Source organism: Streptococcus oralis, from assembly GCF_016127915.1.
Taxonomy (GTDB): Bacteria; Bacillota; Bacilli; order Lactobacillales; family Streptococcaceae; genus Streptococcus; species Streptococcus oralis_BO.
Genome location: NZ_CP066059.1, coordinates 1,827,507 through 1,842,956 on the forward strand (window position 1 = coordinate 1,827,507; position 15,450 = coordinate 1,842,956).

A 15,450-nucleotide genomic window follows, 5' to 3' on the forward strand; every position below is an offset into this window, starting at 1 on the left:
CCTTATGGCAAAAACCATCTATATCGCAGGTCTCGGTTTGATTGGTGCTTCAATGGCACTCGGTATCAAGCGCGATCATCCTGATTATGAAATTCTAGGTTATAATCGCAGTCAGGCTTCGAGAGACATTGCCTTGGAGCGAGGAATGATAGACCGTGCGACAGATGATTTTGCCAGTTTCGCTCCCCTAGCAGATGTCATCATCTTGACCTTGCCAATCAAACAGACCATTGCTTTTATTAAGGAGCTAGCAGATTTAGACTTGAAAGAAGGCGTCATTATCTCGGATGCCGGCTCGACCAAGTCAGCCATTGTGGATGCGGCGGAGAAGTATTTGACTGGCAAGCCTGTTCGCTTTATCGGGGCCCATCCCATGGCTGGTAGCCACAAGACAGGGGCTGCCTCTGCGGATGTCAATCTCTTTGAAAATGCCTACTATATCTTTACACCTTCAAGCCTAACAGGTCCTGAAACACTTGAGGAAATGAAAGCTCTTCTTTCAGGCCTTCATGCTCGTTTTATCGAGATTGATGCCAGGGAGCATGATCGGGTGACTTCTCAGATTAGCCATTTTCCTCATATTCTGGCTTCCAGCCTCATGGAGCAGACAGCAGTTTATGCTCAAGAACATGAGATGGCAAGGCGCTTTGCGGCGGGAGGATTTCGAGATATGACCCGAATTGCTGAGAGTGAGCCAGGTATGTGGACCTCCATTCTCTTGTCTAATCGTGAGACTATCCTAGATCGAATTGCGGATTTCAAGGAACGTTTGGAAGTGATTGGTCAGTCCATCAGCAATGGAGATGAAGAACAAATCTGGAATTTTTTCAATCAGGCGCGTGAGCAACGTCAGGCTATGGAAATCCATAAGCGTGGTGGTGTGGATAGCTCTTACGACCTCTATGTTGACGTTCCTGATGAAGAAGATGTCATCCTGCGGATTTTGGAATTGCTACGTGGTACTTCCTTGGTCAACATCCATATTAACGAGGAAAACCGTGAGGATATTCACGGGATTTTACAAATTTCCTTTAAAAATGCTCAGGATTTGGAACGAGCTGAACGCTTAATTACAGAAAATACAGACTATACAGTCGTCATCAAATAAGGAGAAAATCATGTCAAATATTTACGATAGTGCAAATGAACTCAGTCGTGGATTACGCGAATTACCAGAATACAAGGCGGTTAAGGAAGCCAAAGATGCCATCCAAGCTGATGAACAAGCTAGCAAGATTTTTGCAGATTACCTTGCCTTCCAGCAAGAAATCCAAGTCATGGCTCAAACTGGACAAATGCCAGACGCCTCTTTCCAAGAAAAGATGCAGTCCTTCAGTAAGCAAATCCAAGAGAATGCTCTTTTGTCAGATTTTTTTGCCAAACAGCAACAATTGTCTATTTACCTTTCTGACATTGAAAAAATTGTCTTTGAACCTGTTTCAGAATTATTGAAATAGTATTTTATCTGTATAAAAGCCAGAAATTTCAGGAATTTCTGGCTTTTTTGTGATAAAATAAGAAAAGTATTGCAAGTATGAGGTCAACTATGAAACTAAAAACAAACATTCGCCACTTACATGGTAGTATCCGGGTACCAGGTGACAAGTCTATCAGCCACCGTTCGATTATCTTTGGAAGTTTGGGTGAGGGGAAGACCAAGGTTTATGATATTCTGCGGGGTGAAGATATCCTTTCGACCATGCAGGTTTTTCGCGACCTTGGTGTTGAGATTGAGGATAAAGATGGGGTTATTACCATTCAAGGTGTGGGGATGGACGGCTTAAAAGCTCCACAAAATGCCCTTGATATGGGAAATTCTGGCACCTCGATTCGCCTGATTTCAGGTGTCCTTGCTGGCGCAGACTTTGAAGTAGAGATGTTTGGAGATGATAGTCTTTCTAAACGTCCTATGGATCGTGTGACGATTCCATTGAAAAAAATGGGCGTCAGCATTTCAGGGCAAACCGAGCGAGACCTACCTCCTCTTCGCCTAAAAGGGACGAAAAAACTTACACCTATTCACTATGAGTTGCCAATCGCCTCTGCTCAGGTTAAGTCTGCCTTGATGTTTGCAGCCTTACAGGCTCAGGGTCAGTCCGTTATTATCGAGAAAGAATGCACTCGTAACCACACCGAAGATATGCTACAGCAATTTGGTGGACATTTAAGTGTGGATGGCAAGAAAATCAAAGTTCAAGGACCACAAAAACTGATCGGACAAAAGGTGGTCGTGCCAGGAGATATTTCCAGTGCAGCCTTTTGGCTGGTCGCAGGTTTGATTGTGCCAGATTCTCGTGTAGTGCTGCAGAATGTGGGGATCAATGAAACGCGTACTGGTATTATTGATGTCATTCGCGCCATGGGAGGAAAACTAGAAATAACTGAAATAGATCCAGTCGCAAAATCTGCAACCCTAACTGTCGAGTCTTCTGACTTAAAAGGAACAGAGATTGGTGGGTCCTTGATTCCCCGTTTGATTGATGAGTTACCGATTATTGCCCTGCTTGCTACCCAAGCAGAAGGAGTGACGGTTATCAAGGATGCTGAAGAACTTAAAGTCAAAGAAACTGACCGCATTCAGGTGGTGGCTGATGCCTTAAATAGTATGGGGGCTGAAATCACACCGACGGCAGATGGAATGATTATCAAAGGGAAATCCTCCCTTCATGGTGCTAGAGTCAATACGTTTGGTGACCACCGTATCGGAATGATGACTGCTATTGCGGCCCTCTTGGTTGCTGATGGAGATGTGGAACTTGAACGTGCAGAAGCCATCAATACCAGTTATCCTAGCTTCTTTGATGATTTGGAGAACCTGATTCATGGCTAAGGTATTACTCGGATTTATGGGGGCGGGCAAGTCAACAATCGCTAGAGGATTGGACCCAGACTACATCGATATGGATACCTTAATCGAGGAACGCTTAGGCATGTCCATTGCGGATTTCTTCGCTAAAAAAGGAGAAGTGGCCTTTCGCCAAGTAGAGTCAGAAGTCCTAGCTGACTTACTAAAAACTGACCGAGTTGTGTCAACTGGCGGAGGGGTTGTCATTTCTCAGCGAAATCGTGACTTGCTCAAAACCAATCCTGATAACATCTACCTAAAAGCAGATTTTGAAACCCTCTACCAACGTATCGCAGCTGATAAGGACAATCAGCGCCCGCTCTTTCTTAACAAAAGTAAGGAAGAACTAGCAGCTATTTTCCATGAAAGACAGGCTTGGTATGAGGAAGTAGCCAGTCGGGTTCTAGATGTGACCAAGCTAAGCCCAGAGGAAATTATAGAGGAATTGAGATGAAAATTGCCTATCTAGGTCCCAAGGGATCTTTTTCGCATCATGTTGTGCAGACAGCTTTTCCTCATGAGGAATTGCAGGCTTTTGCCAATATCACTGATGTTATCAAGGCCTATGAACAGGGCTTGGTGGACTATTCTGTGGTACCAGTTGAAAACTCCATTGAAGGTAGTGTCCATGAAAGTTTGGATTACCTTTTTCACCAGGCTCGCATCCAAGCAGTGGCAGAAATCGTTCAACCCATTCACCAGCAGCTGATGGCAGTTCCAGGTCAGTCAAAAATTGAGAAAATTTTTTCTCATCCTCAGGCTCTGGCTCAAGGAAAGAAATTCATCGACAAACACTATCCAGAGGCTCAAATCGAGGTAACCGCCAGTACCGCCTATGCAGCTCGCTTTATTTCGGAACATCCAGATCAGCCTTATGCAGCAATTGCTCCTAGAAGTTCAGCTGAAGAATATGGCTTGGAATTAATTGCAGAGGATATTCAGGAAATGGAAGCCAATTTCACACGTTTTTGGGTGTTAGGGGCAGAGATACCGAAGATTCTTTTGAACTCGCAAGCTGAAAAAATGAGTTTGGCCTTGACCTTACCAGACAACCTACCTGGTGCTCTTTACAAGGCACTTTCGACTTTTGCTTGGAGAGGGATTGACTTAACAAAGATTGAAAGTCGCCCCCTTAAAACAGCCTTGGGAGAATACTTTTTCATTATCGATGTAGACTATAGTGACAAAGAACTGGTTCATTTTGCTAGACAAGAGCTAGAGGCCATTGGAATCCAGCACAAGATATTGGGAACCTACCCAATTTTTACCATAACTGATTTAGAAAAGGAGAGTCAATGAGCAAAGAAAATCCTTTAAGTCATCACGAGCAGTTACGTTATGACTATCTCTTCAAAAATATTCATTACCTCAACGACCGTGAACGGAGGGAGTTTGATTATCTGCAACAGAAAATGGCAGGTCCCAACTCTGAAGTTCACCATTTCTACCAAGAAGAAAAAGAAGAATCTTGGGGTAGAGATATTGATCTTCCGACTTATGGCAGTAGAAGCCGGTCTAAGAAACGTGAAAAGGTAGCTCCTCAACCTAAAGTCAAAAAGAAAAAGAGAAGAATTCGCTTCAAACGAATATTGACTTGGTTCTTGCTGTTGATTACCTGTGTGGTTGCAGGGATGATTTTTATGTTTCTTCGAGGGTTCCAGTCAGCAGCCAATCCAACAAATAAGCCAGCTGACGCCAAGGCGGCTCAAGTAGAGGTCTTTAACGGTCAGGATACCAAAGATGGCGTGAATATTCTTGTCATGGGGACAGATGGCCGTATCGGTCAAAATAGTGCGGAGACTCGTACCGACACAATCATGGTACTGAATGTCAGTGGATCAGATAAGAAGATCAAGCTAGTCAGCTTTATGCGTGATAACTTAGTCTATATCGATGGGTATAGTAAGATTGTAAATGGCCAGAAACAGACGGATAACAAACTCAATGTTGCCTATGAACTTGGGGAACAAGAAGGGCAAAAAGGTGCTGAAATGGTCCGCAAGGTTCTAAAAGACAACTTTGATTTGGATATTAAGTACTATGCCCTAGTTGACTTCCAGGCCTTTGCAACAGCTATTGATACCCTCTTCCCTGACGGAGTAACGATTGATGCTCAATTCTCAACATTGAATGGTCAGCCTTTGACAGAAGCCACAGTTGGAGATGACCTTCATGCAACAGAGACAGAGTCCCCAACCCAAACCATCAAAGTTGGAAAACAGCAGATGAACGGATCCACCTTGTTGAACTACGCTCGCTTCCGTGATGATGATGAGGGAGACTATGGCCGTACCAAACGTCAGCAACAAGTGATGTCAGCTGTTCTTGAGCAAATCAAAGATCCAACCAAGCTCTTTACGGGATCAGAGGCACTTGGAAAAATCTTTGGCATGACATCAACAAATCTACCATATAGCTTCTTGTTGACCAATGGTTTATCTGTCCTAGAAGGCGCTCAAAATGGTATTGAAAGACTCACCGTCCCAGAACTTGGTGACTGGGTAGACGCTTATGATATATACGGTGGACAAGGACTTCTGGTTGATCAAAATAAATACCAGACTAAACTCGCCCAAATGGGAATGAGATAGAATACTATAAAAAATCAAAGTTTGAATCACTAGTGAAAAAGTGTTTTAGGCTTTGATTTTTCTTAGTATCTGATGGATTTTTAGGGCTTTTTTATGGTATAATAAAACGATATAACTCGTTATTGGACAGAAGAGGAGAGACATGAGTGATTTGAAAGCGATTCAGGCTCGTAGTCTGGAAATGGCTGAATATTTCGTCGCATTTTGTAAAGAACATGATTTGTTGTGCTATCTCTGTGGTGGAGGAGCTATTGGCGCCCTTCGTAATAAGGGCTTCATTCCTTGGGATGACGATTTAGACTTTTTCATGCCACGTAAGGACTATGAAAAATTAGCAGAACTATGGCCCCGTTATGCAGATGAGCGTTATTTCTTGTCAAAGAGTAACAAAGATTTTGTAGACCGTAACCTTTTTATTACCATTCGTGACAAGGGAACCACTTGTATCAAGCCTTATCAGAAGGATTTGGATTTGCCACACGGTTTGGCCTTGGATGTTTTACCATTGGATTATTATCCTAAAAATCCAGCTGAGCGTAAGAAACAGGTTCGTTGGGCCTTGATTTATTCACTCTTTTGTGCCCAAACTATCCCAGAGAAGCATGGTGCAGTCATGAAATGGGGAAGTCGCATCTTACTTGGCCTGACTCCAAAATCTCTACGTTATCGCATTTGGAAAAAAGCTGAAAAAGAAATGACCAAGTATAGTCTGGCTGAGAGCGATGGAATTACGGAATTATGCTCAGGTCCTGGCTACATGAGAAACAAATACCCGATTGCATCTTTTGAAGACAATCTTTTCTTGCCATTTGAAGGAACTGAGATGCCCATTCCAGTCGGTTATGATGCCTATCTCAGCACTGCTTTTGGGGACTATATGACACCGCCACCAGCGGACAAGCAAGTACCGCATCATGATGCCATTATAGCAGACATGGACAAGAGCTACATAGAGTACAAGGGAGAATATGGAGCATGATGGGAGAAAAAATAAGCGTTATCGTTCCGGTCTATAATGTAGAAGCCTATCTGGAGAAGTGTGTAGAATCCATTTTAAAACAGACCTATACCAACTTGGAAATTCTCCTTGTCAATGATGGCTCAACAGATAAGAGCGGGGAACTGTGTAATCAACTAGCACAAAGAGATCAACGGATTCGTGTCATTCACAAGGAAAACGGTGGCTTGTCTGATGCTCGAAATAGAGGGATTGAAGAGGCAAGCTCTGATTTGATCGGTTTTATCGATAGTGATGATTACATTGACGAAGATATGTATGAGACCCTTTACTGTCAAATGCTTGAATCCAATGCTGATCTTTCTATGTGTGGACATTATGATGTCTACCACCAAATTCCAGAAAAGCAAGTTGCAGCGATTCAGACTTGGGAATTAACTCCCCAAGAGGCCATTAAAATGGTCATGGAGGCTAAAATCCTCTCGGTCACAGCTGTCAACAAACTTTATAAAAAAGAACTCTTTGAACAACTACGATTTGAAATTGGTAAAATAGCAGAAGATGCCTTTATCATGATTGCCTTGATTCATCAATGTCGCAAGGTTGTTGCAACAAATGAGAAGAAATACTACTATGTTCACCGGGAAAATAGTATCACGACTCAAAAATTCTCCTTGAAATTCTTAAACGTTATTGAAGCTTATGAGCAAAACGCAAATATTATCAGAGAGAATTATCCAGATCTAACAGATGTTGCAACCATGCGTTTAAATTGGGCTTACTTCTATGTATTGGATAGGCTCTTGGTTGATGCAGATTTCAAGGATAAGGTTTTAGAAGACCGTTTGATTGCCTATCTAAAGAAAAATACAAAGAATATTCTTTCGGATAGTCGTTTTACAAGAGCAAGAAAATTGAGTTTCTTAGCTTTGTGCTTGAGTCGAAAATTGTATACGAAAATCTTGCTTACACAAACTAAGCGTTAGGAGAAAAAATGATTTCATTTATTGAAAAAAACTATTTTAAAATCAATTTGCTATTTTTATCAGTTATATCTTTTTACTGTATGGCAGGCTTGATTGTCCCACTTCAGCCAATCTCGGCCAATAAATTTGTCACTCTTGGCATGACCCTCATGGGTGTTTTGTTGGGACTTTATAATTTCTTTATCAAAAAAGTCTATCTGAATGTCCGCAAAATTGAGTATTTGATTCTCTTTTTTCTAATGAATATCCTGACAGCTGCCTTAGTTGTCAAGTATGGATTTTCAACTAACATAAAGAATTTAGTTGTCTTTTTCATCTATTTCTTTGCAATCTATCCAGTCTTTCAATCTTTTACTGTGAAAAAAGCACGTGCCCTCTTTGATGTCTTTTTCTCAGTTATCACTGTTGCAAATACTATAGGTGTGCTTGTATCAATTTGGCAATTCTTTATGCTGCAGGGCTACCGCGTATTTGATTACAAGGGGTTATTAATCCGCCAAGGATTTGTAGAGTCTCGTCTATTTGGGATTCTAGCCAGTCCCAACTATCTCTCGATTATTTCTCTGATGGTGGTTATTTACTTGTGGATGCGCTTGTCAATCTACAAACCAGTCCTTAAAACTCTGGCTATCATATCAATTCTACTTAACTTTGCTTATATTGTACTGTCTGGTTCCAGAACAACCTATATCTGTTTGGTTGTCGTTGCCCTTTTATACGCGTTGATGACGACTAACTGGACTAAAAAAATCAAGTCACTTCTTACTGTTCTAGTAACTGTAGGTCTGGTATTTGTCTGTTATAACGGTATCAAATATAGTAGCGATATATATTTGAAAGCTCACTCAGCTCAAATCCAAAAGAACCAAGAAAATGGAAAAAATGAAGACAATAATCTTTCTCTTGAGAGAACAGACACAAGTGAAGAGAATATCTCCAATAACCGTTTTGCCATTTGGCAGTCAACAGCTTCCTTTATCCCTAGACGCCCTCTATTTGGATATTCAGGTGGAAACTGGTATGAGTTAGGTAAAGAATATGATGCTTCAGCCTACATCATCAAACAACATTACCTCACTCACAACGGCTACCTTGAGTTGTTATTCTATGATGGTATCACAGGTTTTATCCCTATGGCCATCTTTATGCTTTCCTTCATTGTTTCAAGTCTCAAGAAATATAAAAAAGACCTTCAAGAAGGTCGCCAAGATCATGAATTGATTACCATTCTCTTGATGACTGTAGTTATTCTCATCTCTAATTTGTTCTTGAGTTCAACCTTCTATGGAATTTCTCTACAGGGTTGTATCTTGTTTGTGATTTCAGGTTACTATTTCTCTATTCTCTATAAAAAAAGAGACGGCTATAGAAAACTAGATGAAGCGGAGATCAAAGAAGTTGAACTAGGTGTCATGGATTATATCCACAACCTCTGTCAAAAAGAGAACATCAACTATTCACTGGCTTATGGAACCTTGCTGGGAGCAGTGAGACACAAGGGTTACATTCCTTGGGATGACGATATTGATATCTCTTTGAAACGCGATGAATACGATAAATTGTATCAAGCTATTTTGCAAGATAATGACCCTGTCTACAAAGTGGTTTCCTGGGAAAATGACGCTCGCTACCCTTACCCATTTTATCGAGTCTATGATGCGCGAACTGTCTATGATAACAACTATATTGACAATGATATTGATTTAGGAATTTGTGTGGACGTTTTCCCATTTGACTATTATGCTGATGTTAACAAGGACATGGTAAAACTGGATACTTACCGTCGTTTATCAGTCTATACCCTTTATGGCATCCATAATAAGAATGCGAAACTCAAGAATATCATCAGATATCTACTTGTGCTTGTATTCCGTTTGACTCGCGTCAAAACTTGGAACCGTAAGATGAACATCCTATCTATGCGAGAAAAAGATGGAGACTTCATTGATTACCTCATGGAGAACAAAAGGATTTCTACGAAATTTGACAAGTCCTTCTTGGATACGACGATTGATAGTCCATTTGAAGATAGAGTTTACAAAATTCCTGAAGCCTATCAGCCAATCCTTTCTGCCATCTACGGAGATGACTTTATGGAAATTCCTCCTCTAGAAAAACGAGTGAAGCATGATGACTTCCTCGCTTATATAAAGGAGGGATAGAACGTGTTACAATGGTTAAAAAGAAGTTTAGCCAGTCTCTTAGGAGATAAGAAAGACCTGGTTAAAAACCTACCAATTATCAAAAATTTAAATCAAAAAGCCAATATCGACTTGGATTCAAAGAGAAGCAATTTGCTCAAAGAAAACTTTGAAGATATTCTAAAGGCCATCTATCAATCTAATCTGAAATCCTATGATATCTGGTTAGATTTTGGAACTTTACTTGGTTTCTACAGAGAAAATGATCTGATTCCGCATGATTTAGATATGGACTTTGGGATTATTATCCCAGACTACGAAGCCTTTTTAAGGGATGAGAAAGTTCTTTTTGAGAAAGGCTTTGTCAGAACAAAAGAGTTCTATTACAATGATAAACTTGTAGAATTATCCTATAGTTACAAGGGCCTCAATGTTGATTTTATTGTCTATGATAAAAAAGAGGGGAGTATTTCCTCAGACACTATTTTCTACATGACAAACGCCTTGGGAAATCCTACAAGATATGAAGTCTACAACTATGAATTGCCGTTTGCAGCACTTACTGAATGTAGTTTTAAAGAGATTCTAGTAAAAGTTCCAGAAAATACAAGAGAATACATCAGCCACTTGTATGGGGAGGATTTTGAAATTCCTAATACTCATTACAACTGGAAAGAAAATCCAATTTACAAACAAAGAGATGCTAGCTTGGCTAAGGTCCTTTTGGCGAAATCTCTTTAGTAATATAGAAAAGAGGGGATGTTGAAGTTCTTCCTTGTTAACTCTAGTCCCTACTCTAGTGTGACAATCAGGCTTCTCGTTCCCTCTTTTTGTCTTATATTGACGGAAAGGGAGCTAGAAAAGTTACTACCAGGATGAATTCTCATCCTAGCTTCCGCTATCAAAGAAAGAAGTGGTTTATATGAAAAAGAAACAGATAAAAGAAACCCTTGTATTTACTTCCCTAGTCTTATTGCTTGTCTCTGGACTACTTACACCAGCGGTTCAGGCAGATACTTCAAGCAACCGAATCCATTTTATCAATACCAAAGGAGTATCAGGAAGTGATGCTATTATTCTAGAAAGTAATGGTCATTATGCCTTGATTGACATGGGCGAAGACTATGATTTTCCAGATGGCAGTAATCCGCGTTATCCAAGTCGTGTAGGAATTAGCAGACAGAACGATTATGTATTAGAAGATCGTCTCTTCCGTCACATGAAACACCTTGGGATTCAAAAGTTAGATTTTATTCTAGGAACCCATGTCCATAGTGACCATATTGGATCTGCGGATGAAGTTCTTAAACGTTATCCTGTAGACAGATTTTATCTGAAGAGATACTCCGATGAGCGCATCACATCAAAATGGCGATTGTGGGACAATCTTTTTAATTATGACAATGCTGTCAAGACGGCTCTAGAGCGCGGTGTAACTCTTGTGCAAGACATCACTGAGAAGGAAAGTCACTTCACTCTAGGTGATATGGATATTCAGCTTTATAACTATAAAAACGAATATGACAGTGACGGTAAACTCAAGAGAGTCTATGATGATAATTCCAATTCCCTTGTGGCGGTAGTAACTGTGGCGGGGAAAAAGATTTATCTGGGTGGTGACTTGGATAATGCTGAGGGGGAAGAGGACAAGTTGGGTCCTGAGATTGGAAAAGTTGATATGATGAAATGGAACCATCATTATGATGCCCAAATTTCAAACACGATTCCTTTCTTAGATTCCCTATCCCCTAGTATGGTGGTTCATACATCCGCAGCAGAAGCCAATCTTGCCACAACCAGAGAATATCTTAAGAAGCATGGTATTGAAGTAGTTCATGCTTCTAGCCAGACCAAGGATGCAACAGTCTTTACAATTAGTAAAAATGGTTTTACAAACGTGTCTGATTCTCTACCTAATATCCCCACTGTTAGTGAAACATGGTATAAAGAAGATGGTTACTGGAAGTATCGCTTGTCTGATGATCAGATGGCAATCGGTTGGCGCAAAATAAATGGTATTTACTATTTCTTTAATGGTCAAGGACAAATGCAGGCAGGTAGATGGCTTCATTTGAACGACTCTCGTGAAAAAACAGATGGTAACTGGTATTATTTGAACAACAATGGACAAATGCAAGATACTGGATGGTTTAAGCAAGATGGTAGTTGGTATTATATCACATCAAGTGGAGCAAGAAGTTACAGTCAGTTAGTTGAAATTGATGGTCAGAAATATCTATTTGACAAAGAAGGTAAGATGCTGACAGGTCTTCAGGTTTATAATGGTAAGAAGATGGTCTTTGCTAGTAGTGGTGCCCTGCAGTCAGAAGGAAAAGCATCGTCTTGGCAAAAAATTGCTTCAAATTGGTACTATTATGATGAGGATGGTATTCTAACTGTTGGTAAAAAAGACATCAAGGGCACAACTTATTACTTTGACAAAGAAGGTATCATGCAAACTGGCTGGGTCTTTGTTGATGGTCACTGGAACTATTTTGTAAGTTCTGGAGCTATGAAAACCGGCTGGGTTAAGGATCGGGAAACATGGTATTATCTGGATAAAGATGGCATCATGTTAACTGGCAGACAAGATATAAATGGTGTTCGTTACTATTTGAATGCTAGTGGTGCCATGCAGACTGGCTGGAAGTGGCAAGACAATAGCTGGTACTTCTATACGAACTCAGGTACTATGAAAACTGGTTGGTTGAAAGATAAAGAATCATGGTATTATTTGGATCCAGAAACAGGTATCATGGCTGTAGGATCTAAAGAAATTGACGGTAAGAACTATTTCTTCAGCTCTTCAGGTACTATGCAAGTTGGATGGCAGAGGTCAAATGATTCTTGGCATTATTACGCTACATCTGGTGCACTCCAAACTGGTTGGTTGAAAGATGGTGATGCCTGGTATTATCTTGAAGGTAAGGAAGGCGTTATGTTAGTTGGCTCCCATCAAGTAGATGGTAAGCAATATTACTTTAGCAAATCTGGAGCCATGCAAACTGGCTGGAAATGGTTTGATAATCATTACCGTTACTTTGAATCAAATGGAGCTATGAAAACTGGTTGGATAAAAGACAAAGGTGTCTGGTATTATCTAAATCCTGAAGATGGCATCATGTTGGTTGGCCTTCATAAAGTAAATGGTGATCATTATTACTTTGATGAATCAGGAGTTATGCAAACGGGTTGGAAACAGCTTGATGGTAATTGGTACTATTTCCAAGCTGATGGTTCATTGTTGAAGAACGCAACAACACCTGATGGTTACAAAGTAAACGAAGAAGGTATCTGGAAACAGGCTGTTGCTGCTGTAGATAGCGAGGCAGTCAAGCCAGAACAGAAACAAGAAGCTGATTCCTCTATTGTTGAACAACCTAAACAAGATTCAAATCTAGAAGCCAACGCTTCTGAAAAGAAAGAAAAAGAATAAAGAAGAAATCCCCTACTGGCAACTAATTTATCAGTAGGGGATTTTTTAATTTCGTTTTAATTTAGCAAGTACAAGGTTCAGTGCATAGTGGAGTGTTTTGTCTTTGGTGATAAAGAGGGTCAAGAGGTAATAGATACCACAAGTTGCTACGGTAGACAGAACCATGAGAATCATATTGAAGTTGACCGTATAAGAGTTGATTTGGAAAAGAAATTTAAACGCAAAATAGATAGGGATGAATCCAAGGGATACAATAGTGTAACGTGTCAGAGTAGCAAAGATTTCTTTCAAATCAATCAGTTGGTGTTTCTGGATAAAGCGTATTTCCAGGAGAACGACGATAGTCTCTGCAAGAATAGTTGTAGCGATATAGTACTCAGGTGCAAAAATATTATTGAAATACAAGATGCTATTTAATAGTATATTGGCGCCACCACCAAGGAAGTAAAAGGCAGTCAAACGATTTTCGTGGTCATTGATAAAGATAATTTGTTTACCAAGGATTAACTCAATGGCCCAGATGATGGTACGGAAGGCGAAGACACTAGTCACAATACCAGCTTCGAGGTATTTTTCAGAAGAGTAGATAACTGCTGCGTAGTTTCCTAATACTATAATCCCAATACTAGTTGGAATGATGAGGAAGTAAAAGAGAGCAGCTCCTTGATTCAGAAGATTTTTATAAGAATCGTAGTCTTTCTTACCGAGATAGTAGCCGAGTCGTGGAATGCTGACGTTGATAGCTCCACTTAAGACACTGGCAATCAACATAACGATGCTAGAAGCAATAGTGTAATAAGAAATGTAGTTTTCATCTGGTCCCTTGGTGATAAACATTCTATCAAGCAAGGTATAGAGCATGTTAGCGTTCGCTAAGAGAAGCATAGTCAAGAGCGGTTTAGATGCTTTGATTAATTCAACAAGTCCAATTTTGACAAATGAAACTTCCCTCTTGATCCAAAGAAAACTGAGCAGGTAGTTGAAGATAGTGGTTGCTGTCATAACGATAGCATAAGGAACGATATCATCTGCCGTTTTAACAAAGGTGAAGATAGCGACCAGCATGGCAATCCGGATGATCAATGTCTTATAGAGGATGAAGGCATAATTTTCATAAGCCTCGTTCATCCATTCGATATTGAGAAATTGGAAGAGTGCTTGGGCCCCTAGGATGTAGTACAGAACTTTCAGATTCTCAATGCTGGTGTCAAAGAAGATAATGAGGAAGTAGATACCTGTCGTCAGGAGAGAGGTGAAAACCGAGATATAAAACAACTTAGAAAAGACGTAGTTGATTTTATTCTTGTCATCCTTGACCTTACTGATAGCTCGAATCCCGTAGTTGTATATTCCAAAGGCAGCTAGTGGAATAACGAAACTTGCCCAGGTATTGGCTGTATTGAAATAACCGTAATTGGATTTGCTGAGAATCCGCGTCAGATAAGGATTGGTTATCAGTGGAAAAACGATATTGAGAATATTGACCAGCAAGCTGGCCAAGGCATTTACTTTTATATTTTTCATTGAACTTTCTTTCTTAAATCTAAAATCATATCTAGTATTATATCACATTCTCGCTTCATTCTTTTGATAAAATCGTAAAAATCTAGTATAATAGATAGACTGAAAGTATGAGGTTACTAGATATGAAGATGAAACAAATTAGTGATACAACACTGAAAATCACGATGACTTTAGATGATTTGATGGATCGGGGAATGGAGATTGCAGACTTTCTCGTCCCTCAGGAGAAAACCGAAGAGTTTTTCTATGCTATTTTAGATGAGTTAGAGATGCCAGACAATTTCTTGGATAGTGGCATGCTGAGTTTCCGCGTGACGCCAAAACCTGATAAGGTGGACGTCTTTGTGACCAAATCCAAGATTGACCAAAATCTGGATTTTGAAGATTTGGCGGATCTACCAGACATGGAAGAATTAGCCCAAATGTCGCCGGATGAATTTCTCAAAACCTTGGAAAAGAGCATTGCAGATAAGACCAAGGACGATATTGAGGCCATCCAATCTCTAGAGCAGGTCGAAGCAAAGGAAGAAGAGCAAGAGCAGGCAGACAAGGAGACTGAGAGTAAGAAAGAACCTTATATATACTATATCCTGCGCTTTGCAAGCCTTGCTGACTTGGTTGCTTTTGCAAAGACGGTTAACTACCAGATGGAAACATCTGAACTCTATAAGATGAATGGGCACTACTATTTGACAATCTTAGTCGATGTGGAAAATCATCCAAGTCCATATCCGGCTTGGCTCTTGGCTCGTATGCGTGAGTTTGCAGACGACAGTGACATCAGCCGTTCAGTCTTGCAAGAGTATGGGCAAATATTGATTAACCATGACGCAGTTCTCGGCCTGCAAAAGATTCGCTCATAATTTTTAAAATCAATTTTCATTTATCAAGAAAGACGAATCATGGGATTCGTTTTTTCTTTTCTAGACCGAAATAGTGATTTACTATAATAGGAATTTTCACAAAATT

The 15,450-nt window shown here is 40.2% G+C and carries 13 protein-coding genes; 12 read left to right on the forward strand and 1 reads right to left on the reverse strand.

The annotated features are described in order from the left end of the window. The first annotated feature begins 4 nt into the window (after positions 1-4). The 11 genes from I6H78_RS08940 (at position 5) to I6H78_RS08990 (ending at position 12,957) form a co-directional block, all read left to right on the forward strand. Positions 5-1,108, forward strand: coding sequence for a prephenate dehydrogenase (locus tag I6H78_RS08940; RefSeq protein WP_198459463.1), 1,104 nt, complete (start codon positions 5-7; stop codon positions 1,106-1,108). 10 nt (positions 1,109-1,118) lie between these two features. Then, complete coding sequence (locus tag I6H78_RS08945; RefSeq protein ID WP_198459464.1) at positions 1,119-1,457, forward strand: YlbF/YmcA family competence regulator; 339 nt, start codon at positions 1,119-1,121, stop codon at positions 1,455-1,457. 89 nt (positions 1,458-1,546) lie between these two features. After that, complete coding sequence (gene aroA / locus I6H78_RS08950; RefSeq protein WP_198459465.1) at positions 1,547-2,830, forward strand: 3-phosphoshikimate 1-carboxyvinyltransferase; 1,284 nt, start codon at positions 1,547-1,549, stop codon at positions 2,828-2,830. Further along, positions 2,823-3,299: a shikimate kinase gene (locus I6H78_RS08955; RefSeq protein WP_125848739.1), complete on the forward strand. Its 477-nt coding sequence runs from the start codon at positions 2,823-2,825 to the stop codon at positions 3,297-3,299. Before aroA ends, I6H78_RS08955 begins: the two co-directional genes overlap by 8 nt. Continuing rightward, the gene (gene pheA / locus I6H78_RS08960; protein WP_198459466.1) at positions 3,296-4,144 is read left to right on the forward strand and encodes a prephenate dehydratase; all 849 of its coding nucleotides are present in this window, start codon (positions 3,296-3,298) and stop codon (positions 4,142-4,144) included. The genes I6H78_RS08955 and pheA overlap by 4 nt, the downstream gene beginning before the upstream one ends. Continuing rightward, complete coding sequence (locus I6H78_RS08965; protein WP_198459467.1) at positions 4,141-5,436, forward strand: LCP family protein; 1,296 nt, start codon at positions 4,141-4,143, stop codon at positions 5,434-5,436. Before pheA ends, I6H78_RS08965 begins: the two co-directional genes overlap by 4 nt. Positions 5,437-5,578: 142 nt before the next feature. Continuing rightward, a complete protein-coding gene (locus I6H78_RS08970; RefSeq protein WP_198459468.1) occupies positions 5,579-6,415 on the forward strand; it encodes a LicD family protein in 837 nt (278 codons plus the stop codon). After that, the gene (locus I6H78_RS08975; RefSeq protein WP_198459469.1) at positions 6,412-7,380 is read left to right on the forward strand and encodes a glycosyltransferase family 2 protein; all 969 of its coding nucleotides are present in this window, start codon (positions 6,412-6,414) and stop codon (positions 7,378-7,380) included. Before I6H78_RS08970 ends, I6H78_RS08975 begins: the two co-directional genes overlap by 4 nt. A gap of 8 nt (positions 7,381-7,388) precedes the next feature. Beyond that, positions 7,389-9,542 (forward strand): LicD family protein, encoded by a 2,154-nt coding sequence (locus I6H78_RS08980; protein WP_198459470.1) that lies wholly within the window; start codon positions 7,389-7,391, stop codon positions 9,540-9,542. 3 nt (positions 9,543-9,545) lie between these two features. Beyond that, a complete protein-coding gene (locus I6H78_RS08985; protein WP_061852448.1) occupies positions 9,546-10,262 on the forward strand; it encodes a LicD family protein in 717 nt (238 codons plus the stop codon). 181 nt (positions 10,263-10,443) lie between these two features. Further along, positions 10,444-12,957 (forward strand): MBL fold metallo-hydrolase, encoded by a 2,514-nt coding sequence (locus I6H78_RS08990; protein WP_198459471.1) that lies wholly within the window; start codon positions 10,444-10,446, stop codon positions 12,955-12,957. 45 nt (positions 12,958-13,002) lie between these two features. On the opposite strand, the gene I6H78_RS08995 is transcribed toward I6H78_RS08990, so the two are convergent. Continuing rightward, positions 13,003-14,481, reverse strand: a complete 1,479-nt coding sequence (locus I6H78_RS08995) for an oligosaccharide flippase family protein (protein ID WP_061413759.1) — start codon at positions 14,479-14,481, stop codon at positions 13,003-13,005. Positions 14,482-14,603: 122 nt separating this feature from the next. On the opposite strand from I6H78_RS08995, the gene mecA reads away from it, so the two are divergent. Next, positions 14,604-15,344, forward strand: coding sequence for an adaptor protein MecA (mecA, locus tag I6H78_RS09000; RefSeq protein WP_000782704.1), 741 nt, complete (start codon positions 14,604-14,606; stop codon positions 15,342-15,344). Positions 15,345-15,450: the final 106 nt, after the last annotated feature.

Bases quoted from the DNA above. Each gene is read 5' to 3' on its own strand.
- aroA (WP_198459465.1), top strand. From the start codon at position 1,547: ATGAAACTAAAAACAAACATTCGCCACTTACATGGTAGTATCCGGGTA.
- I6H78_RS08990 (WP_198459471.1), top strand. From the start codon at position 10,444: ATGAAAAAGAAACAGATAAAAGAAACCCTTGTATTTACTTCCCTAGTC.
- I6H78_RS08940 (WP_198459463.1), top strand. From the start codon at position 5: ATGGCAAAAACCATCTATATCGCAGGTCTCGGTTTGATTGGTGCTTCA.
- I6H78_RS08980 (WP_198459470.1), top strand. From the start codon at position 7,389: ATGATTTCATTTATTGAAAAAAACTATTTTAAAATCAATTTGCTATTT.
- I6H78_RS08955 (WP_125848739.1), top strand. From the start codon at position 2,823: ATGGCTAAGGTATTACTCGGATTTATGGGGGCGGGCAAGTCAACAATC.
- I6H78_RS08970 (WP_198459468.1), top strand. From the start codon at position 5,579: ATGAGTGATTTGAAAGCGATTCAGGCTCGTAGTCTGGAAATGGCTGAA.
- pheA (WP_198459466.1), top strand. From the start codon at position 3,296: ATGAAAATTGCCTATCTAGGTCCCAAGGGATCTTTTTCGCATCATGTT.
- mecA (WP_000782704.1), top strand. From the start codon at position 14,604: ATGAAGATGAAACAAATTAGTGATACAACACTGAAAATCACGATGACT.
- I6H78_RS08995 (WP_061413759.1), bottom strand. From the start codon at position 14,481: ATGAAAAATATAAAAGTAAATGCCTTGGCCAGCTTGCTGGTCAATATT.
- I6H78_RS08965 (WP_198459467.1), top strand. From the start codon at position 4,141: ATGAGCAAAGAAAATCCTTTAAGTCATCACGAGCAGTTACGTTATGAC.
- I6H78_RS08945 (WP_198459464.1), top strand. From the start codon at position 1,119: ATGTCAAATATTTACGATAGTGCAAATGAACTCAGTCGTGGATTACGC.
- I6H78_RS08975 (WP_198459469.1), top strand. From the start codon at position 6,412: ATGATGGGAGAAAAAATAAGCGTTATCGTTCCGGTCTATAATGTAGAA.